General features: G+C 70.6%; 17 protein-coding genes. 5 read left to right on the top strand and 12 right to left on the bottom strand.

What is annotated here, in order from left to right; genetic code table 11:
• Together OED52_RS05555 and OED52_RS05550 are read left to right on the top strand one after the other, a co-directional pair.
• Positions 1-843, top strand: a complete 843-nt coding sequence (locus OED52_RS05555) for an FAD binding domain-containing protein (protein WP_264153680.1) — start codon at positions 1-3, stop codon at positions 841-843.
• On the top strand, positions 840-3536 hold the full coding sequence (locus OED52_RS05550) for a molybdopterin-dependent oxidoreductase (protein WP_264153679.1): 2697 nt from the start codon (positions 840-842) through the stop codon (positions 3534-3536). The genes OED52_RS05555 and OED52_RS05550 overlap by 4 nt, the downstream gene beginning before the upstream one ends.
• A 181-nt stretch (positions 3537-3717) precedes the next feature.
• On the opposite strand, the gene OED52_RS05545 is transcribed toward OED52_RS05550, so the two are convergent.
• The 7 genes from OED52_RS05545 to ampE form a co-directional block, all read right to left on the bottom strand.
• Positions 3718-4449 carry an alpha/beta fold hydrolase gene (locus OED52_RS05545; RefSeq protein ID WP_264153678.1) on the bottom strand — a complete coding sequence of 244 codons (732 nt, stop codon included), beginning with the start codon at positions 4447-4449 and terminating at the stop codon, positions 3718-3720.
• Complete coding sequence (locus tag OED52_RS05540) at positions 4446-5501, bottom strand: isopenicillin N synthase family dioxygenase (protein ID WP_264153677.1); 1056 nt, start codon at positions 5499-5501, stop codon at positions 4446-4448. The genes OED52_RS05545 and OED52_RS05540 overlap by 4 nt, the downstream gene beginning before the upstream one ends.
• Positions 5482-6885, bottom strand: coding sequence for a uracil-xanthine permease family protein (locus tag OED52_RS05535; protein ID WP_264153676.1), 1404 nt, complete (start codon positions 6883-6885; stop codon positions 5482-5484). Before OED52_RS05535 ends, OED52_RS05540 begins: the two co-directional genes overlap by 20 nt.
• Before the next feature lie 128 nt (positions 6886-7013).
• The gene (gene alc, locus OED52_RS05530) at positions 7014-7982 is read right to left on the bottom strand and encodes an allantoicase (protein WP_264153675.1); all 969 of its coding nucleotides are present in this window, start codon (positions 7980-7982) and stop codon (positions 7014-7016) included.
• A complete protein-coding gene (allB, locus tag OED52_RS05525; protein ID WP_264153674.1) occupies positions 7983-9335 on the bottom strand; it encodes an allantoinase AllB in 1353 nt (450 codons plus the stop codon). It lies immediately after the preceding gene.
• A complete protein-coding gene (locus OED52_RS05520) occupies positions 9332-10606 on the bottom strand; it encodes a DUF6986 family protein (RefSeq protein ID WP_264153673.1) in 1275 nt (424 codons plus the stop codon). Before OED52_RS05520 ends, allB begins: the two co-directional genes overlap by 4 nt.
• A gap of 127 nt (positions 10607-10733) precedes the next feature.
• Positions 10734-11174, bottom strand: coding sequence for a regulatory signaling modulator protein AmpE (gene ampE, locus OED52_RS05515; protein WP_264154589.1), 441 nt, complete (start codon positions 11172-11174; stop codon positions 10734-10736).
• A gap of 222 nt (positions 11175-11396) precedes the next feature.
• Here ampE and OED52_RS05510 point away from each other — a divergent pair, with 222 nt between their 5' ends.
• Positions 11397-12923 carry an AMP-binding protein gene (locus OED52_RS05510; RefSeq protein WP_264153672.1) on the top strand — a complete coding sequence of 509 codons (1527 nt, stop codon included), beginning with the start codon at positions 11397-11399 and terminating at the stop codon, positions 12921-12923.
• Between the two features lie 23 nt (positions 12924-12946).
• On the opposite strand, the gene OED52_RS05505 is transcribed toward OED52_RS05510, so the two are convergent.
• Both OED52_RS05505 and OED52_RS05500 read right to left on the bottom strand, forming a co-directional pair.
• The gene (locus OED52_RS05505; RefSeq protein WP_264153671.1) at positions 12947-14275 is read right to left on the bottom strand and encodes an MFS transporter; all 1329 of its coding nucleotides are present in this window, start codon (positions 14273-14275) and stop codon (positions 12947-12949) included.
• A 58-nt stretch (positions 14276-14333) separates the two neighbouring features.
• Positions 14334-14807 carry a VOC family protein gene (locus OED52_RS05500; RefSeq protein WP_264153670.1) on the bottom strand — a complete coding sequence of 158 codons (474 nt, stop codon included), beginning with the start codon at positions 14805-14807 and terminating at the stop codon, positions 14334-14336.
• A 142-nt stretch (positions 14808-14949) separates the two neighbouring features.
• Here OED52_RS05500 and OED52_RS05495 point away from each other — a divergent pair, with 142 nt between their 5' ends.
• Positions 14950-15582, top strand: a complete 633-nt coding sequence (locus OED52_RS05495; RefSeq protein ID WP_264153669.1) for a dihydrofolate reductase family protein — start codon at positions 14950-14952, stop codon at positions 15580-15582.
• A 3-nt stretch (positions 15583-15585) separates the two neighbouring features.
• Here the strand turns inward: OED52_RS05495 and OED52_RS05490 are convergent, their stop codons facing one another.
• Positions 15586-16206 (bottom strand): hypothetical protein, encoded by a 621-nt coding sequence (locus OED52_RS05490; RefSeq protein ID WP_264153668.1) that lies wholly within the window; start codon positions 16204-16206, stop codon positions 15586-15588.
• Between the two features lie 141 nt (positions 16207-16347).
• On the opposite strand from OED52_RS05490, the gene OED52_RS05485 reads away from it, so the two are divergent.
• Complete coding sequence (locus OED52_RS05485) at positions 16348-16866, top strand: phosphatase domain-containing protein (RefSeq protein WP_264153667.1); 519 nt, start codon at positions 16348-16350, stop codon at positions 16864-16866.
• On the opposite strand, the gene OED52_RS05480 is transcribed toward OED52_RS05485, so the two are convergent.
• Both OED52_RS05480 and OED52_RS05475 read right to left on the bottom strand, forming a co-directional pair.
• On the bottom strand, positions 16842-17831 hold the full coding sequence (locus OED52_RS05480; RefSeq protein ID WP_264153666.1) for a carbohydrate kinase family protein: 990 nt from the start codon (positions 17829-17831) through the stop codon (positions 16842-16844). The two genes, OED52_RS05485 and OED52_RS05480, sit on opposite strands and share 25 nt — an antisense overlap.
• A gap of 115 nt (positions 17832-17946) precedes the next feature.
• The gene (locus OED52_RS05475) at positions 17947-19374 is read right to left on the bottom strand and encodes a lipase maturation factor family protein (RefSeq protein WP_264153665.1); all 1428 of its coding nucleotides are present in this window, start codon (positions 19372-19374) and stop codon (positions 17947-17949) included.
• Positions 19375-19424: the final 50 nt, after the last annotated feature.

The following is a 19424-nucleotide window of genomic DNA, read 5'->3' as shown; positions in this document are numbered from 1 at the left end:
ATGGATCTGCACACCGTTACCGCCTACGACATCGCCCGCGACCGCAGCGATCTCGTGTTCGAGGACGGTGCCGCCCCGCTCGGCGGCGGCACCTGGCTGTTCTCCGAACCGCAACCGCATCTGCACCGGCTGGTGGACCTGTCCGGCCTCGGCTGGCCACCGGTGACGGAACATCCCGACGCGCTGGAGATCGCCGCGACCTGCACCGTCGAGCGACTCGCCACACTCTCCGACCGTTCGGAGTGGACCGCGGCACCGCTGTTCCGGCAGTGTGCCCAGGCGTTGCTGGCGTCGTGGAAGATCTGGAAGCGCGCCACCGTCGGCGGCAACATCTGTCTGTCCTTTCCCGCCGGCGCCATGATCTCGCTGGCGACCGCTCTCGACGCGACCGCGGTGATCTGGACGGTCGACGGCGGTGAACGACGTTTGCCGGTGGCCGATTTCGTGCGCGGGGTCGCCTCCAACGTTCTCGCGCCCGGGGAGATCCTGCGGAGCATCCTGATCCCGGCTCGGGTCCTGAACTCCCGCACGGCCTTCCGCAAGATCGCACTGTCTCCGCTGGGGCGGTCGGGTGCCGTCGTCGTCGGCCGGCAGGACGAGGACGGGGCGTTCACCCTGGCGGTCACCGCGTCGACGGTGCGCCCGCACCTGCTGCGATTCCCGAATGTTCCTGCGGAACAAGAACTGTCATACGCCCTGACCGAACGGATCCCGGCGGCGGAGTACCACACCGACGCGCACGGCGCGGTCGACTGGCGACGCGCCGTCACCGCCGTCCTCGCCGAGGAGATCCGGACCGAACTGGCCGCGACCGACCAGCCGAACACGGGGGAACTGCCGTGAGACTCACCGTCAACGGCCACGAGGTCGACGTCGACCACCGCCCCGGTCAGTGCCTGCGCACCCTGCTGCGCGAGACCGAGCACTTCGAGGTCAAGAAGGGGTGCGACGCCGGCGACTGCGGGGCGTGCTCGGTGCTGCTCGACGGCGAACCGGTCCATTCGTGCCTGGTGCCCGCGGTGCGCGTCGAGGGCCGGGAGGTCACCACCGTCTCCGGGCTGGGCACCCCCGACGACCTGCACCCGGTCCAGCAGAGATTCGTCGACGCCGCCGGCTTCCAGTGCGGCTTCTGCACCGCCGGGATGATCGTCACCGCCTCCACCTTCACCGACGACGATCTCGACGACCTGCCGAACCGGTTGAAGGGCAATCTGTGCCGCTGCACCGGCTACCGCTCCATCGACGACGCCCTGCACGGCCGGGCCAACGTCGAGCGGGTGGAGGGGCCGTCGTGCGGGCGGGCGCAGCGCGCCCCCGCCGCGCCCCGCGTGGTCACCGGCACGGAACCGTACACGCTCGACACCACCGTGGAGGGACTGCTGCACGTCGCGGTGCTCGGCAGCCCCCACACACATGCCCGCATCCTCTCGATCGACACGTCCGCCGCCGAGGCACTGCCCGGGGTGCACGCGGTGCTCACGCACCGGGACGCACCCGCCACCGCGTACTCGACGGCCCGGCACGAGCTGCGCGAGGACGATCCCGACGACACCCACCTGTTCGACACCGTCGTGCGGTTCCGCGGGCAGCGGGTCGCCGCAGTGGTCGCGGAGAGTCCCGGTCTCGCCCAGCAGGCGTGCGGGCTGATCCGCGTGGAGTACGAGGAGCTGCCGATCGTCCTCGACCCCGACGAGGCCCGCAGCCCCGGCGCTCCCCTGCTGCACGCCGGCAAGGGACCCGAGGCACGTATCGCCGATCCGGGACGCAACATCGTCGCCGAACTCCACGGCAGCACCGGTGATGTCGACGCCGCGGTCGCGTCCGCGGCGGCGGTGGTGCGGGGCCGCTGGCAGACCCACCGGGTCCAGCACACCCACCTCGAGACCCACGGCGCGATCGGGTGGATCGACGACGACGGCCGCCTCGTCATCCGCAGCTCGACCCAGGTGCCGTTCCTGGTGCGCGACGAGCTGTGCCACGTCTTCGGACTCGACCGCGACCGGGTCCGGGTGTTCGCCACCCGCGTCGGCGGCGGTTTCGGCGCCAAGCAGGAGATGCTCGTCGAGGACGTCGTCGCCGCCGCGGTCCTGCGTACCGGCCGGCCCGTGCAGTGGGAGTTCTCCCGCTCCGACCAGCTCACCGTCGCTCCCTGCCGGCATCCCATGCGGGTCGACGTGACCGTGGCCGCCGACGCGGACGGCACCCTCACCGCGCTCGCGATCGACGTCCTCTCCGACGCCGGCGCCTACGGCAACCACAGTCCGGGCGTGATGTTCCACGGCTGCACCGAATCGGTCGCGGTGTACCGGTGCGCGAACAAGCGCGTCGACGCACAGGCGGTGTACACCAACAACCGGCCGTCGGGTGCGTTCCGCGGCTACGGCCTCGGCCAGGTGATCTTCGCGGTGGAATCGGCGATGGACGAACTCGCCCGCGAACTCGGGATGGATCCCTTCGAGTTGCGGCGCCGCAACGTCGTCGTGCCCGGGGATCCGCTCGTCGCGGCGCACCCGGAGGGCGCCGACCTGACGTACGGCAGCTACGGGCTCGACCAGTGCCTCGATCTCGTCGAACGTGCTCTGGGCCGCAGCGGTGGCCTCCCGGCCCCGGCCGGTGACCACTGGCGCATCGGTGAGGGCATGGCACTGGCCATGATCGCCACCAACCCGCCCAACGGGCACATCGCCGAGGCGTCGATCGAACTGCTCCCCGACGGCCGGTACGTCGCGCGGGTGGGCACGGCAGAGTTCGGCAACGGCACCACCACCGTGCACACCCAGATCGCGGCCACGGCGCTCGGCACCACCCCCGACCGGATCGTGGTGCGCCAGTCCGACACCGACGTCACCACGCACGACACCGGCGCGTTCGGGTCGTCGGGCACCGTGGTCGCGGCGAAGGCCCTGCTGGCCGCGACCCAGGAACTGCGGCGTCGGATGACGAAGGCGGCCGCGGAACTGACCGGTACCGATCCCGACCGGGCGGAGCCGTGCGCCGACGGGGTGCGGTGCGGGGATCGGCTCGTCACCCCGGGGGAACTGCTCGACGCGGTCGGGGGGCGGCTGCGAGCCGAGGGCCGCCACGGCGGTCTGCCGCGGTCGTTGTCGTTCAACGTGCAGGCCTTCCGGGTCGCGGTGGACGTGCGCACCGGTGAGGTGCGGATCCTGCGGTCGATCCAGGCCGCCGACGCGGGCACCGTCCTCAACCCCGAGCAGTGCCGCGGGCAGGTCGAGGGCGGCGCCGCGCAGGCGATCGGCGTGGCGATGTACGAGGAGATACTCACCGACGAGCAGGGCGAGGTGACGACGACCGTGTTGCGGAACTACCACATTCCGCATTACGCCGACCTCCCCCGGACCGAGGTGTACTTCGCCGACACCTACGACGAACTCGGCCCGATGGGCGCGAAGTCGATGAGCGAGGCCCCCTTCAACCCGGTGGCCCCTGCCCTGGCGAACGCCGTGCGCGACGCGATCGGGGTGCGGCCCCACGAACTTCCGCTTTCCCGCGACCGCATCTGGCGTCTGCTGCAGTGAGCCGGCCCGGGGCTACCCGGTGGACGCCCCGAGACAGGTGTGTGTCTCCCCGAACCGTGTGCGTGGCGGCTCCGAGCGAGGTGTCGTCGGCCGGACCGACGAGACCGGCGTTGTGTGCGATTTCCCGACGGATTTCGCACACAACGTCGGTCTCGTCCGTTCGTACCGTGGCTCGGCGCGGTTACGTGAGGGAGCCGCACCACCGCACCAGTGCCGCCGCGAGCTCACCGCGGGCGGACAGCTGCGGGGCGTGATCGGATTCGAGCGAGACCACCTCGGCGCCCGGCGTCAGCTGTTGCATCCACCGCTGCGCGGTGAGGGGGACCGAACGGTCCAGCGTCGCCTCGACGTACAGCCGCGGCACGGTCCCGAAACGCTCCGGTGTCCAGGTGGGCGCCATGAGCCGGGCCGTCTCGAGCTGCGGCACGAGCCGGCGGGCCGCGCCGATCGCGTCGTCGGCACTCGCCTCGTGGAAGAACACCGCGGCACCGGCCTCGGGCGGCACCACCGTGCCGCGGCCGTCGCCGGTGGGACGCAACCATTTCGAGATCCCCACGGGCGGTTCGAGTCCCAGTCCGTCACAGAGCATCCCGAAGTCGACACCGGAGGGCAGCATCATCCCCGCCACGTAGGCGACCCCGGTGACGCGCTCGGGCAGCATCTCCGCGACCTGCGTGACGACGATGCCGCCGCCGGAGTGCCCGACGAGGACCACCGGTCCGTCGAGCCCGGCGACGTGGTCGGCCACGTGACCGGCGACGTCGTCGAGGGTGACGTCGCCGGCACCCCACGACCCCACACCGGGCAGCGACAGGGCGTGTGGGACGTGCCCGGCCGCGCGCAGCGGTCCGAGCACGGTGTCCCACACCCACGGGCCCGCCCACGCTCCGTGGACGAGCACGACGTGGGTCACCCCCGGTTCTCCCCCGCTGCGGCGAGCACCCGGGCGGCCTCCCGGACGGCGGCCGTGTTGGCCTTCCCGTGCCGGGAACCGGCGAGCTTCGCCTTGATGTGGTCGCGGATGAGGATGGGTTCGTAGGGCTCCGGGCCCGCGTACTCGGGCAGCGTGGAGACCACCGCATCGACGTTGCCGTCGTGGAAGAAGGCGACCGAGCGGCGGCGCTTGATGCGGCCGTCGACGATCGGCGGCTTGACGCGGTGCAGGGTGGACATCCAGTGGTCGTCGGTGATGCGGGCGGTGAGATCGCCGAGGTTCACCAAGAGCGCGCCGGGCAGGGGTTCGACGTCGTGCCACACCCCGTCGGTGCCGAGCACCTGCAGGCCCGCGACCCGGTCGGCCCACAGGACGGTGACGATGCCGAAGTCGGTGTGCTCACCCATGCCGGTGAGGTCGCCGTCGAGGGTCACCGTTCCCTCCGGCAGCGCGTAGTTGTTCATGCGCAGCACGTCGATGGAGTGGTCGGTGAGGCGCTCGAAGTAGTCGGCCGGCTGGCCGAGTGCGTCGGCGAACACCCGGGTGAGGGTGCGGGCGACCCGCGCGGCCTCGTCGAAGTAGGTCTGCACCCGGTCCCGGAAGCCGTCGACTTCGGGCCAGACGTTGAGGCCGTAGTCGTCCTCGGACAGGTCCAGATGCGGGAAGGAGCGGGCCTCCACACCGATGTTGTAGGCCTCGAAGAAGTCGTTCATCCGGCTCGCGGACTCGACTCCGAGGCTCAGGCTCAGCGACTCGCTCTTGGGCGGGCTGTAGCCGCGGTTCGCGCCGACGACGCGGTACTGCTCCTTGAAGTCGAGGGGCTGCCCGAAGAAGGCGTCGAGGGCGGTGGTGAGCCCGTCGACGACGGCTTCGGGGATCCCGTGTCCGAGGATCTGGACGAATCCGACGCGGCTGCAGGCATCGTCCATACGGCGGGCCACCTCGGCGCGCTCGTCGTCGCTGCCTCCTCGGACGTAAGGTCCTATGTCGACCGTGGGGACCTCGAAGGTGTCAGACGGCTGCGAGTTCATCGGCAACTCCTGTGGGGGCGGGGGTGGGGGTCCCGGCCGGGGTTTCGGGGGCCGGGGTCCCGGGCCGGGACGCGGCACGTGCCGCACGTCCGAGCCGAGTGTGGTTGAACAGCAGGTTCAGGGAGAACGCTGCGATGGCGGCGAGGGTGATGCCGCTGCCGAGCAGGATCTGCGCTGCCGACGGGAAGCGCTCGAACATCCCCTCGGCGAACTCGGGGAGCAGACCGACGCCCACCGCGACGGCCGCGATGGTGGCGTTGATCCGGTCGGACAGGTCCACCGACCGCAGGGTGTTGATCCCCACCAGGGCGACGGTCGCGAACAGGATCAGACCGACCCCGCCGACCACCGGACCGGGCAGTGCGGCGACCACCGCACTGGCCTTGGGGAGCACGCCGAGCACCACGAGGATCGCACCGGAGGTCGCGGTGACGTAGCGGCTGTACACGCGGGTCGTGGCGACCGCTCCGACGTTCTGGGTGAAGACGGTGTCGACGAAGGCGTTGAAGACACCGCCGAGCACCGCGGAGGCACCGTCGCCGGCGAGACCGCGGGCCACGTCGGCCTTGGTGACCTTCTTACCGGTGATCTCGCTGACGGCGAGCATGCTCGCGGTGGACTCGGCGAACACGACGGAGATGACGATGCTCATGGCGACGACCGCGGCGATCGGGAACTCGGGAGCACCGAAGTGGAAGGGGGTGGGGACGCCGAGCCAGGCCGCGCCGGGGACCCCGCCGAGGTCGATCAGGCCGAGCGGGACGGCGGCGGCGGTGCCGACGAGCAGGGCGATCAGCACGCCGAGCTGCGACCAGATGCCCCGGCCGAGGCACAGGAAGCCGATGGCGACGGCCATGACCAGCACGGCCAGGGCGATGTTGGTCGGCGACGCGTAGGACGGGGAGTCCGGGTCGTTGCCGACGATCAGCCCGCCGGAGACCCCGATGAGCGAGATGCCGACGACGGTGAGCACCGCGCCGGTGACCAGCGGCGGGAAGAACCGGATCACCTTGGCGAACGGCCACGCCAGGGCGAGGCCGACGATGCCGCCGACGAGCATGGAGCCGTAGACCGCCTGCAGCCCGTACTCCGAGGCGATGAGGATCATCGGGGTCAGGCCGGCGAAGGTCGCGCCGCACACGATGGGAAGCCGCACACCGACGAGCTTGCCGACACCGAGGCTCTGGACGATGGTGATCAGCCCGGCGATCAGCAGGTCGGCGCTGATGAGCATCGCCACGGTGTCGCGATCGAGCCCGACGGCAGCACCGAACACCAGGGGCACGGTGATGCATCCGGTGTACATGATCAGCACGTGCTGGATACCGAAGGCGAGCTGCCGCAGGAACGGCAGCCGGGTATCGACTGGATGCGAAGTTGCCATGTGTGCGCTCCCTTTTCGGATTCGGGGCCTGTATACGGAGGCGAATACATCGTGTCGTTCGGACTTTTCGAACTCGAGTCCGAGTGTTTCCGCCAGGTAAGGAACGGCTCACCGCATCCGGGCGGAGGTCAGGTCAGGCGACCGTGCACCCGCAGACGCGCGATCCCTCCGTCCGGGTAGACGTCGAGCCGCACGTGCCGCACCGGGGTTCCGGCGTCGACCCGGAAGCGGTGCCGGCAGTCCGGGAGCAGCCGGGTACGTGGCACGAGTTCGACCCAGGAGGATTCGTCGGCGAGGTCGCCGTCGGCGGGAATGCCGACGAGCCGGGCCGCGCCGGGGGCGTTGCCGATGAAATAGGAGGTGTCGATCTCGACGTGCTCGACGAGTCCCTCACCCGCGAGTTCGACCACCACGTAGTCGTTTCCGCCGTCGCGCCGTCGTGCGTTCTCCCAGCCCTCCCCCATGTGCCGGGCACGGCCGAGACCGATGATGTTGCGCGGCGACCCGTAGAACTGGTCCGAGCAGGCCACCACGTCGCCGCCGTTCTCGAGTGCAGCGAGGTCGACGGTGCCGGTCAGGAAGGCCGGATCCGGTTTCGCCTTGCCGTGCACCCGGAACCGGGCGACACCGCCGTCCGGGAAGATGTTCAGGCGCAGGTGGGTCCAGCGCCGGTCGTCGTCGACGGCGAAGGTGTTGGCCGTGTCCCCTTCGAGGGGAACACGATCGAGGATCGGCTCCCACTTCGCATCGAGGAGTTCCTGCGGTGTCGGGTAGCCCTCGACGCACAGCCCGTCCACGGAGGCGAAGGGCGGGTAGTTGCCCTTGAACCAGGCGGTGTCGATGACGAGTCCGTGCACGACACCGGGGACACCGAGGCGGACGATCGCGAAGTCGTGGCCCTCCTCGCGGCGACGCCGGGTCTCCCACCCGTCGTACACCTTGCCCTTGTGCCCGAACTCCGAGCTGTCGAAGACCGGCGGCCCGGGCGCGACGAGGTTCTCCCGTTCGGCGAAGAACTCGTCGTTCGCGTACACCACGGAGCCGCCCAGATCGCGGCACGCGAGGTCGGGAAGCTGCAGGAAGTCCTGGTCGGGCATTCACATTTCCTTTCGGGACAGCAGGCGGCCGCGGGGTGCGGGGTCCTGGACGGGGTCGAGCGTGACGGTGACGGACTCACCCGCGAGCCAGGTCTGCCGGACCACTCCGGCGAGCGCCCGCTGCGCGTAGGGGGTCACGGCGTTGCGGTGGTGAAGCCGTTCGGGGAACACCACGAACGCGTCGTCCGGGGCCAGGACGCACAGGTCGGCGGTGTTGCCGACGGCGATGCGCCCGCGGTCGGCCAGTCCGACCAGATCGGCTGTGCGTGAGGCCATCCAGCGGCACACGTCCACGAGGGTGTGGCCGCGGCGGCGCGCCTCCGACCACACGATCGGCAGGCCGAGCTGCAGCGAGGAGATACCGCCCCAGGCCTGCCCGAAGTCACCGGTGGCGAACTTCTTCAGCTCGGGCAGGCACGGCGAGTGGTCGGAGACGATGCAGTCGAGCGTGCCGTCGGCCAGGCCCCGCCACAGCCCTTCCCGGTTGCGTGCCTCGCGGATCGGCGGACAGCACTTGAAATGGGTGGAGCCGTCGAGGATCTCCTCGCTGAACAGCGACAGGTAGTGGGGGCAGGTCTCGGCGGTGACGGGCAGTCCCTCGGCCTTCGCCGCCGCGACGAGCGGCAGGCTACCGGCATCGGACAGGTGCAGGATGTGCACGCGGCAACCGGTCTCGCGGGCACCGTCGATCACCTGGGCGATGGCGCGGGCCTCGGCGACGGGTGGCCGGGAGTGCAGGAAGTCGTCGTAGAGACGGCCGGCGGGCGGATCCTGTTCGTCGAGGGTCGGCCCGTCCTCGGCGTGCACGATGAGCAGGCCATCGAATCCGGCGATGACGCGCATCGCCTCGATCATCTGCTCGCGGTCGAGCGGCGGGTACTCGTCCAGCCCGGAATGGGCGAGGAAGCACTTGAACCCGTACACCCCTGCATCCCAGAGGGATTCGAGCTCGCCGAGATTGTCGGGGACAGCTCCGCCCCAGAATCCGACGTCGACGGTCGCCTGCCCGTCGGCGACCTTGCGCTTCACGTCGAGGGCGGGCACGTCGATCGTGGACGGGATGGAGTTGAGCGGCATGTCGACGAGGGTGGTCACACCACCTGCCGCGGCGGCCCGGGTGGCGCTGGCGAAGCCCTCCCATTCGGTGCGTCCGGGTTCGTTGACGTGGACGTGGGTGTCGACGAGTCCGGGGAGCAGCACCTCGTCCTCGCGGAGGACCACCTCGTGGGCGCCGTGCGGCAGCGGGCTGTCGTAGGCGTCGATCGAGGCGATGCGTCCGTCCCGCACCGTGACGGTGCAGGCCCGTTCCCGCTCCCCCACCACAGCACGACGGGCCCGGATCACGGTGGTCATCGGGTCGTCTCCACCGGACGGCCGGCCAACCGGGCCAGGTGGTCGAGGGTCGTTCCGGTCCGTTCGCATACTTCCTTCTCGGTGACGGCGCCGCAGCTCGTCCCCCGGAGGAGGAACGAGGCGAGGGCGCGGGCGGTGGCGGGTTCGTCGAGATAACCCGACGACAGGCTCGGGTCGACGTAGGCGGCGATCCGGGCGGCGGCGGTGGGCAGCGACCGGCGGTAGAAGGCGAAGGTCGCGGCGTAGCGGGTGGGCAGCTGTGCCGGGTGCAGGTCCCAGCCCTGGTAGAAGCCGCGGCGCAGCGACCGGTCGACCAGGCGGGCGTGCAGTCCCCAGGCCTGCCGGATCGACTCGCGGTCGCCGACGGGCAGCCGGTTCGTCGACCCGTCGGACAGCCGCACCCCGGTGCCGGCGGCCGCGACCTGCATGGTGGCCTTGGCGTGGTCGGCGACTGGGTGGTCCATCGCCTGGTACTCGGCGGCGATGTCGCAGGCTGCGGAGTAGTCGTAGGTGCCGTAGTGCAGGCCGGAGCAGCGGCCCTGCGCGGCACGGATCATCGTGGCGACCGCGGCGGTGCCGTCGGGCCCGCAGATCGCCTGTGGGGTCTCGATCTGGATCTCGAACCGCAGCGGGGCGGTGAGGGAGTAGGTGGTCTCGAGGTGCTCGCAGACGGTCACCATCGCCGAGACCTGTTCGGTCGCGGTCACCTTGGGCAGAGTGACCACGAAACCGTCGGGCACCGAACCGCTCTGGGCGAGCACGGAGACGAAACCGTCGAGGGTGCGCAGGCCGCGGCGGCGGGTGGCCGCCTCGAAGGAGGAGAACCGGAGGCCGACGAAGGGAGTGGCCGAGAGGTCTGCGGCGACCAGGGCGGCGGTGCGGGCGACGTGGGCGTCCTCGTCGGCGTCGCGATCCTGCACGGGGACCCCGGCCTGGGTGAACCCGTCCTCGAAGTCGATGCGGAGGTCCTCGATGGGTTCGGTGCGCAGTTTGGTCTCGACCAGCGGCAGCACCTCCTCCGCGAGGGCAGGGTCGATGCCGGTCACGGCGGCCAGATCGGCCGGGCCGTCGATGTGCGCGTCGAGGACCTCGAGTGCCTGCGCTCCCCACTGTGTCGCCGTTCCGGCCTCGTAGCGGTCGGCAGGGATGTAGACGGTGTGGACCGGTTGCCGGCTCCCGTCGGCTCCGGGATAGGTCGCGGTGTAGCGCGCGTCGACCTCGGCGAGTCGCTCGTCGAGGTCGTCCGCGAGCCTCTGCAGTCCTGTCGGCACCCGAACTCCTGTCCTGTATCCACGGCTGTATACGGGGGACGGTATCGGTACCAGGTCATGCGTCCGGTTAACTCCGGTTACGTCCCCGTTACGGGTGGATCGGCAGGGTTCGTAGCTGCGGAAACGGTCAGGCGCCGGCGGCGCGAAGCGCACCGATGACGACAGCGACGAGCAGGGCCACCAGCAGGACGACGAGGAGCAGCGGACCGAGCAGGAGCGCGACCGCGACGAGGACGGCCAGGCCGATCCGGGCCGCGACGCTCAGCGCGGACACCAGTCCGGCGAGCGCGCCGAGGACGGGGTTCCGGCCGGCGGTCGCGGCCCGGAGTCCGCCGACCGCGGCCTGCATCCCGGCGCCGCCCTCGGCGATCTCGTCGAGCAGGACGTCCACCCATCCGCGGACCCGGCGGATCGCGTCCTCGCCGAGCACCGTCAGCCCGTCCAGCCGCCGGTCGATCCAATCCCGCAGGTGGTCCTCGACGGCGTCCAGTGGTGACCGTGTCCGACGGCCCGGTTCGTGCCGACCGTTCATGACCGTCCGTCTCCCTCGTGGAACGCTGCGGAGAATTGCGCCGTGACCTCCCAGTCAACGCTTCCGCGTGTCGACGGTCAATGCCTGCGGAGCAACACTTTTCAAGATCATCGACACGCCTGCCGGACCGGTGCGCGACGCCGGTCCGATCGCTTGGAAGAATGGGCGCCGCACCTGCCGAACACGGGGAGATTCGTCCGGATCGCCCGCCTGCGACGCGACGTGCACCCACGCACACTCGAAGGAGAACCGACAAAGGTGACAGCGCAGTTCAGCTACGAAACACTCACGCCGACAGCCTTTCTCGACCGGTCCGCGCGCGTCTTCCGCAACGACACCGCGGTGGTCGACGGCGAGATCCGGCGCACCTACGCCGAATTGCGCGATCGCTGCCTGCGCCAGTCGGGCATGCTGCACGACCTCGGCGTCGAGCCGGGCGACCGTGTCGCAGTCCTCGCCCCCAACACCGCCCTCATGCTCGAGGCGCACTACGGCGTGCTCTACGCGGGCGCCGTCCTGGTCTCGCTCAACACCCGGCTGACCGGCCCCGAACTCCGGTTCATCCTCGAGCACTCGGGCAGCCGGGTCCTGCTCGTCGACGACTCCCTGGTCTCCCTCGCCCGCGAGGCCACGGCCGACCTGCCGGACGTCACCGTGGTCGCCGACGACTACGAGGAACGGCTCGCCTCCGCACGCCACCGCTACGTGCCGCTCGGCGACGAGCGCTCCATGATCGCACTGAACTACACGTCCGGCACCACCGGCGACCCGAAGGGCGTGATGTACCACGCTCGCGGCGCCTACCTGCAGGCCCTGGCGATGGTCGCGCACTTCGGCCTCACCAGCGACTCCACCTACCTGTGGACCCTGCCGATGTTCCATTGCAACGGCTGGACGTTCACCTGGGCCGTCACCGCCGCCGGTGGCACCCACGTGTGCCTGCCGAAGGTCGATCCGGTGCGCATCTGGGAGCTGGTGCAGACCGAGGGTGTCACGCACCTGTGCGGCGCCCCCACGGTGCTCGCCTCCCTCGTCGACGCCCCGAACGCGGGCGGCATCGACCACCGCGTGGTCGCTGCGATCGGGGGTGCTCCCCCGGCGCCCGCACTGATCGAGCGGTGCACCGACCTCGGCCTCGACATCACGCATCTGTACGGCCTGACCGAGACCTACGGCCCGGCCGCGATCTGCGAGTGGCGCTCCGAGTGGGACGTGCTGCCCGAGGACGAGAAGGCGCGGCTGCGGTCCCGGCAGGGCGTCGGCAACGTCGTCGCCGGTGAACTGCGCATCGTCGACGCGATGGGCTCGGACGTGCCGGCCGACGGCGAGACGACCGGTGAGATCGCCCTGCGCGGCAACAACGTGATGCTGGGCTACTACAACAACCCCGACGCGACCGCCCGCGCGGTGCCGGACGGCTGGTTCCGCACCGGCGACATCGGCGTCATGCACCCCGACGGCTACATCGAGATCCGCGACCGCGCCAAGGACGTCATCATCTCCGGCGGAGAGAACATCTCGTCCGTGGAGGTCGAGTCCGCGCTGATCAGCCACCCCGCCGTCCTCGAGGCCGCCGTCGTCGCCGCGCCGAGCGAGAAGTGGGGCGAGCGGCCCGTGGCCTACGTGACGCTGCGCAGCGGCGCGAGCGCCACCGAGGACGAACTGCGGACCCACGTGCGGTCGCAGCTCGCCGGTTTCAAGGTGCCCGACAGCATCACCTTCGGTCCGCTGCCGAAGACCGCCTCGGGCAAGATCCGCAAGGTCGAACTGCGCGACCGGCTCTGAACCGCGCGGGACGGTTCTCGACGTCAGGTCTCGTCGAGAGCCGTCCCGGCGCGTTCGGGGAGCGTGAACGCCGCGACCGCGGCCACGACGAACGAGGCCGCGAAAGCGCCGAACACCAGAGCGTTTCCGCCGCCGTCGAGCAGCAGCGGCACCACCAGCGGCGCGACGATCGACGCGAGCCGGCCGAAGGCCGCCGCGGATCCGGTTCCGGTGCCGCGCACCGGTGTCGGGTACAGCTCGGGTCCGATCGCGTAGAGCGCGCCCCACGCCCCGAGATTGAAGAACGACAACGCCATCCCCGCGGCGACGATGGTGCCGGGGGTCTCCGCGAGCCCGAACAGCCCCGCCGAGACCGCCGACCCGGCCAGGAACACCCCGAGGGTCGTGCGCCGGCCCCACACCTCGATGAGCCACGCCGCGACGGCGTAACCCGGCAGCTGTGCGAGGGTGATGACGAGGGTGTAGCCGAACGAGGTCACCAGGTCGAAGCCCTGCGCGACGAGCAGGCTCGGGAGCCAGATGAACGCGCCGTAGTACGAGAAGTTGATGCCGAACCACACGATCCACAGCGCGGCGGTGCGGCGGCGCAGGTGCGGCGCCCACACCGAGCCCCGTTCGGCGGGCTCGCCCGGGACCACCGATTCCTCGTGCCCGTCGTCCTGCTCGTCGGGGACGTACGCCACCCCCGCGGACTTCTCGTAGTCCCGGACGACGGCCTCGGCCTCCGCGTACCGCCCCCTGCTCTCGAGAAACCGCACCGATTCGGGCAGCCCGAAGCGCACGACGAGGGCGTAGGCCGCGGGCACGAGACCGACCGCGAGCGCCCACCGCCAACCGTCGTCACCGGTCGGCACCACGAAGTAGCCGATCAATGCCGCCAGCAGCCAGCCGACGGCCCAGAACGCCTCCAGGGCGACGACCACCCGCCCGCGAACCTTGCGCGGCGCGAACTCGCTGACCAGGGTCGAGGCGACCGGCAGTTCCGCACCGAGACCCAGGCCGACGACGAAACGCAGAACGATGAGCATCGCCACCGAGGCCGACAACGCGGCCGCCCCGGTGGCAAGGCCGTAGACGAGCAGCGTCGCGGCGAAGACCTGGCGGCGCCCGACGCGGTCGGCGAGCAGGCCGCCCAGCGAGGCGCCGACGGCCATCCCGACGAAACCGATCGAGCCGATCCACGACAACTGCGTCGACGACAGGTCCCACTGCACCGCGAGCGCCGCCATGACGAACGAGATCAGCCCGACGTCCATCGCGTCGAGCGCCCAACCCACTCCGGAACCGGTCAGCAGACGCCGGTGCTTGCCGGTGAAGGGCAGGTCGTCGAGCCGCCGGGTGCGTGTGGTCATGTCCGGCAACGTACCGCAGCGGCTCCGGTGGGATCAGCCGCGTGCGGCTCCGGTGCGATCAGCCGCGTGCGGCCGCCTCCACCTGGGCGATGTCGATCCTGCGCATCGTCATCATCGCGGCGTTGGCCCGCTGTGCGACCTCCGGATCGGAACTTTCGAGCAGTTCGACGAGCCGGCGCGGCACCACCTGCCAGGACAGTCCGAAGCGGTCCTTCAGCCAGCCGCACTGCGACTCCTCGCCGCCGTCGGCGAGGAGCGAGTCCCAGTAGTGGTCGACCTCGTCCTGGTCGGCGCAGTCGATCCGGAAGGACACGGCCTCGGTGAAGGGGAATTGCGGGCCGCCGTTGAGGGCGGTGAACCGCACCCCGTCGAGCTCGAACTCGACGGTCAGGACGGTTCCGGCCGGTGCCGGCGCGCCCTCGGGATAGTAGGAGGTGCTCAGGATCCGCGAATTCGGGAACACCTTCGTGTAGAACTCGGCGGCCTCCTGGGCGTTCATGTCGAACCACAGGCACGGGGTGAGTGCGGGCATCGGTCTCTCCTCGCTTCTCGGGATCGGTGCGGTCTCGTGAAGAACGGACCGGACCGGCGCCCGGAACTCATCGCGGCGATGAGTTCCGGGCGACCGCGGGTCTGTCCTTGCGACCGGAGACACCGACGCATCGGAGTGAACCATGGGGACCATCCACATCGAGCTGTTCGCCACGCTCGATCTCGTCGCGCAGGCACCGGGCGGTCCCGAGGAGGACCCGGAGGGTTTCCCGTTCGGGGGCTGGCAGGCGCCCCTGCTCGACGACGTGGCCGGGGAACAGATCGACGCCGCCTACGAGGGCACCGACGCACTGCTGCTCGGACGGCGGACCTACGACATCTTCGCCGCCTACTGGCCGCACCGGGAGGGTGGCCCGGACGGTGACTTCGCCTCGCTGTTCAACAGCATCCCCAAGTACGTCGCCTCCCGCGGCGCACCGGAGCTGTCGTGGTCGGGGTCGACGCTGCTGAGGCCGGACCTGCCCGCCGCGGTGCGCGAACTCCGCGACTGGCACGAGCACGTGACGGTCGTCGGCAGTGTCGATCTGGTGCAGACGTTGTTGCGGGAGAAGCTCTTCGACCGGCTGGACCTGTGGGTGCACCCGATCGTGCTGGGTGTCGGCAAGAAGGTGTTCGCCGGCGGCACGGTGCCGACCAACCTCACCCTCCTCGAACCCCCGGCGGCCGGGCCGAAGGGCGCGGTGCACCTGCGCTACGGGCTCGCCGAGGGCGTCCCCGCGACCGGGGACATGGACGAGCCCGACGGCGCAGGCTGACGGTCACACCATCTCGGGGACGTGGAGCTGGGCGACGAGGAGCTCGAACTCGCCCGTGTCGAGGATCTCGGCGTTCGCCGCCCTCGAGACCTCGGTGCGGATCGCGTCGACGTGCTCGCGGTTGCGGGCCATCGCCTCGGCACTGTCGAAGGTCAGCGAGGTGACGCCGAGCCCCGCCTCACGATCGATCATGAGCCCGGCGCTGCAGAAGCCGTCGAGTTCCTCCATCCGGGGCAGTGCGGCCATCTTCCACAGATCCACCCCACGGTCCACCTCCGCCGGGTCGACCTTCACCCAGGTGACTTCGCAGCAGGCCCCGCGAGCGGCGCGGTGATCGCGGTGCATGCCCGCGACCTCCCATCGCGAGACCTCGGTCGTCGCGTGGAAGACGCGCGCGGCCTCGTCCCGCATCCGGGCCACCGGATCCTCGGCGGACCGCATCGCATCGAGGTCCCGCCACGAACTGGTCGCGATGCATCGTCCCGAATCCCGGTCGACGATCAGCGACGTGCCGACACAGCCTTCGAGATCCACCAGCGCGGGTATCACGGTGTCGCGGACGTACTTGATCCCGGCATCGATGTAGGACGGATGAGCGCGAATTGTGGTCGAGCGTGCGAACACGATCGGCCCCTTTCTACTCGGGGCGGCGCCGACACGGCGTCGCCGGTCGTTTCCCCGTATCCACGGTGCGCCTCCCCCGCACAGAAGGCAACGGCTACCGGCGGGTTCGACAGGAACGGATCCGATCGGGTATCCAGAGGCGTGACCAGGAGGAAGCCCCACCGGGACCGTCCCGAGACGAAGCGGTACCGTCCGCCGAGCGCGGCGGCGCCCCCACCCGCGCGGTACGTCGCGGATCCCACGCTCCCGCCGGCCTGGCTCGTCGACATCGACGGCACCCTCGCCCACATGGGTGATCGCAGCCCCTACCAGTGGCACCGGGTCGGCGAGGACACCGTCTCCCCCGCCGTGGAGGCCGCGGTGCGGGCGTTCGCGGCCGCCCCCGACGGATTCGCGATCGTGCTGCTCTCGGGGCGCGACGGGATCTGCCGGCCCGAGACCGAGGAGTGGCTGGCCCGGCACGACATCCCCTACGACGAGCTGTACATGCGGGCACCCGGCGACAACCGCAAGGACTCGATCGTCAAGGCGGAACTGTTCGACGCGCACATCCGGCACCGCTACCGCGTCGTCGCGGTGCTCGACGACCGCGATCAGGTGGTGCGCATGTGGCGGCGGATGGGCCTGGTGTGCTTTCAGGTGGCAGAGGGTGATTTCTGAGAAGGCGTTTTCCGAGAAGGTGGTCTCCGCACGCGGCCGCCGCTCTCCCGCGCGGCCTCACGTTCGGCACGGGTGGGCAGGTCGGCGCCGGCGCGCGCCACGGTGAGCGCCGACGTCCACGCCGCGGTGGTGAGCACCTCGCGCAGGGCGTCCGTGCCGATCGCACGCAACGCGTCCCGCTTCTCGGCGCCGAGCAGGTTCCGGGTCCACAGGCCGTCGAGCAGACCGGCGGTGAAGGCGTCGCCGGCACCGACGGTGTCGACCACGTCGGCCTCCACGGCGGGGATCTCCACGGTGCCCGCCGCGCACACCGCCACCGAGCCCTTCGCACCACGGGTGACGGCGACGATCGCGGGCCCGCGGGACAGCCATCCGCGGGCGGTGTCGACAGGGTCGCGGTCGGGTGCGTACCAGCCGAGGTCCTCGTCGCTGGCCTTGACGACGTCGGCGAGCGCGACCAGCCGGTCGATACGGGCCCGGCCGCGAGCGGGGTCGCCGATCAGCGCCGGCCGGACGTTCGGGTCGAAGCTCACCGTCGACGAGACCGCCTGCTGCGCGACGAGTTCCGCGACGAGTTCGCAGCCGGGTCCGAGGACAGTGGCGATGGAGCCGGTGTGGACGAGGACGGCGTCGACGGTGGGCGGAGGTGCGACGGGTTCCCACGCGATGTCGAACTCGTAACTGGCGGAGCCGGTCTCGTCGATCATGGCCTGCGCGGTGGCGGTGCGGTCGGCGGCGGCGCTGCCGGGGGTGAGGCTCACGCCGGAGTCCGCGAGGTACCCGAGGATGCGGGTGCCGCGCGGGTCGTCGGCGATCCGGGTGGTGAACTGCACCGCCCGGCCGAGACGGCCGAGTCCCACCGCGACGTTGAGGGGGCTGCCCCCGACGTGTTCGACGGGGTCGGTGCCGGCCCGCCGCACGACGTCGACGAGGGCCTCCCCCACCACCAGTGCGTGTCCGCTCATTCGGATTCTCCCGCAGGTTCTTTCGGCAGGGCCGGATCGAACCGGATACTCGCGCGCCCCGCAGACCGATACACCCGTTCTACACGATGTATCCGTCCGCACTGCATGCGGATACCTATGGCAGGTCCTCACGGGACATCGGCAGCATGAAGTCCCAGAGTTCCTCCCGCATCCACCACTGCCCGGTCGCCCGGCGCTCGCCGCGGGTCGCGAAGCGGTAGCGGAACATCCGGGCGCGGATCCGGCGCGGCGGCGCGTCCGGGAACGGGTTGTGCCGGAGCAGCCTCAGAGTGTCGGGGTCGTTCTCGAGGAGCTTGCCGACGAAGCGGGGGAACCAGCCGGCGGCGTAGTCGCGGGAGATCGCCGCGAACCACATCAGCCAGTCCAGCCGCAGATGGTAGGGAGCGTACTGGCGGGGCCGGCGGTACACGTCGCCCGGCTTGCCCTTGAACTCGTACTCGCGCCACTCGGTGGCGGGGGTGTCCACCGCGTCGTCGGTGCCCTCCACGATCACCTCGCGGCGGGTGCGGGTAACGGTGCCGAACGCACCGTAGGTGTTGACGAAGTGCCACTTGTTGAACGACGCGTTCATCGCCTGACGACGCGAGAGCATGTTCGCCACCGGCCAGTAGCTCAGTACCGCGACCAGCACCGTCAGCACCACCACAGCGACGGTGAACGGCAGCGGGGTCGACCCGTACTCCCGAGCGGTGTCGGCGAACCGGGAGTAGAAGCCGTCGGGGATCACCGACAGCGCGAGGACGATGGTGAGCCAGTTCAGCCACGCGAAGTTGCCGCTGACCACGAGCCACAGCTGGGTGACGATCATGAGTGTCGCGGCGATCCCCGCGACCGGCTGCGGCAGGAACAACCCGAACGGCACCACGAGCTGGGTGACGTGGTTCCCGGCGACCTCGATGCGGTGCAGCGGGTTCGGCAGCAGATGGAAGTGCCGGCTCAGCGGCCCGGGCATCGGCTGGGTCTCGTGGTGGTAGTACAGGCAGGTCAGGTCGCGCCAGCACCTGTCGCCGCGCATCTTGATCAGCCCGGCACCGAACTCCAGCCGGAACAGCAGCCAGCGCAGCAGAATCAGCACGAGGAAGGGCGGCGCGGTGTCGGCGTCGCCGAGGAAGACCGCCAGCAGCCCGGCCTCGAGGAGCAGCGACTCCCAGCCGAACGAGTACCAGATCTGACCCACGTTGACGATCGACAGGTAGAGCGCCCACATCAGCAGCCACACACCCATGCAGGCCGGGAGCGGCAGCCGCTCGGTGACCCCGGCCAACGTCGCCGCGGACAGCACCAGGCCGGTCGCGGCGACCACCGTGAACACCCGGTCGGAGTACCGCCAGTGGAACAGGCTCGGTGCCTGCCGGAACGACCGGTGCGCCAGGAACTGCGGGACGGGCAGGATGCCGCGTTCCCCGATCAGCGCCCGGAACTGCAGCAGCGCCGCGAGGAAGGCGACGACGTACAGCGCGGCGAGTCCGCGGGTGACCAGCAGCCGCCCGATCGTGTACCCGTCCGCGTCCAACCAGTCCATCGCTCGGTTCGTTCGTGTTCGTGCGCGCCGATGTCGAGCATGCCACGTCC

The organism is Rhodococcus sp. Z13 (genome assembly GCF_025837095.1).
Classification (GTDB): domain Bacteria; phylum Actinomycetota; class Actinomycetes; order Mycobacteriales; family Mycobacteriaceae; genus Rhodococcus; species Rhodococcus sacchari.
This window is presented reverse-complemented; position numbering and strand designations above follow the sequence as displayed.

Excerpts from the sequence above, each read along its gene's own strand:
- OED52_RS05535 (WP_264153676.1), bottom strand. The coding sequence starts at position 6,885 with ATGGCAACTTCGCATCCAGTCGATACCCGGCTGCCGTTCCTGCGGCAG.
- OED52_RS05540 (WP_264153677.1), bottom strand. The coding sequence starts at position 5,501 with ATGAACTCGCAGCCGTCTGACACCTTCGAGGTCCCCACGGTCGACATA.
- OED52_RS05480 (WP_264153666.1), bottom strand. The coding sequence starts at position 17,831 with ATGAGCGGACACGCACTGGTGGTGGGGGAGGCCCTCGTCGACGTCGTG.
- OED52_RS05505 (WP_264153671.1), bottom strand. The coding sequence starts at position 14,275 with ATGACCACACGCACCCGGCGGCTCGACGACCTGCCCTTCACCGGCAAG.
- OED52_RS05495 (WP_264153669.1), top strand. The coding sequence starts at position 14,950 with ATGGGGACCATCCACATCGAGCTGTTCGCCACGCTCGATCTCGTCGCG.
- allB (WP_264153674.1), bottom strand. The coding sequence starts at position 9,335 with ATGACCACCGTGATCCGGGCCCGTCGTGCTGTGGTGGGGGAGCGGGAA.
- OED52_RS05555 (WP_264153680.1), top strand. The coding sequence starts at position 1 with ATGGATCTGCACACCGTTACCGCCTACGACATCGCCCGCGACCGCAGC.
- OED52_RS05500 (WP_264153670.1), bottom strand. The coding sequence starts at position 14,807 with ATGCCCGCACTCACCCCGTGCCTGTGGTTCGACATGAACGCCCAGGAG.
- alc (WP_264153675.1), bottom strand. The coding sequence starts at position 7,982 with ATGCCCGACCAGGACTTCCTGCAGCTTCCCGACCTCGCGTGCCGCGAT.
- OED52_RS05475 (WP_264153665.1), bottom strand. The coding sequence starts at position 19,374 with ATGGACTGGTTGGACGCGGACGGGTACACGATCGGGCGGCTGCTGGTC.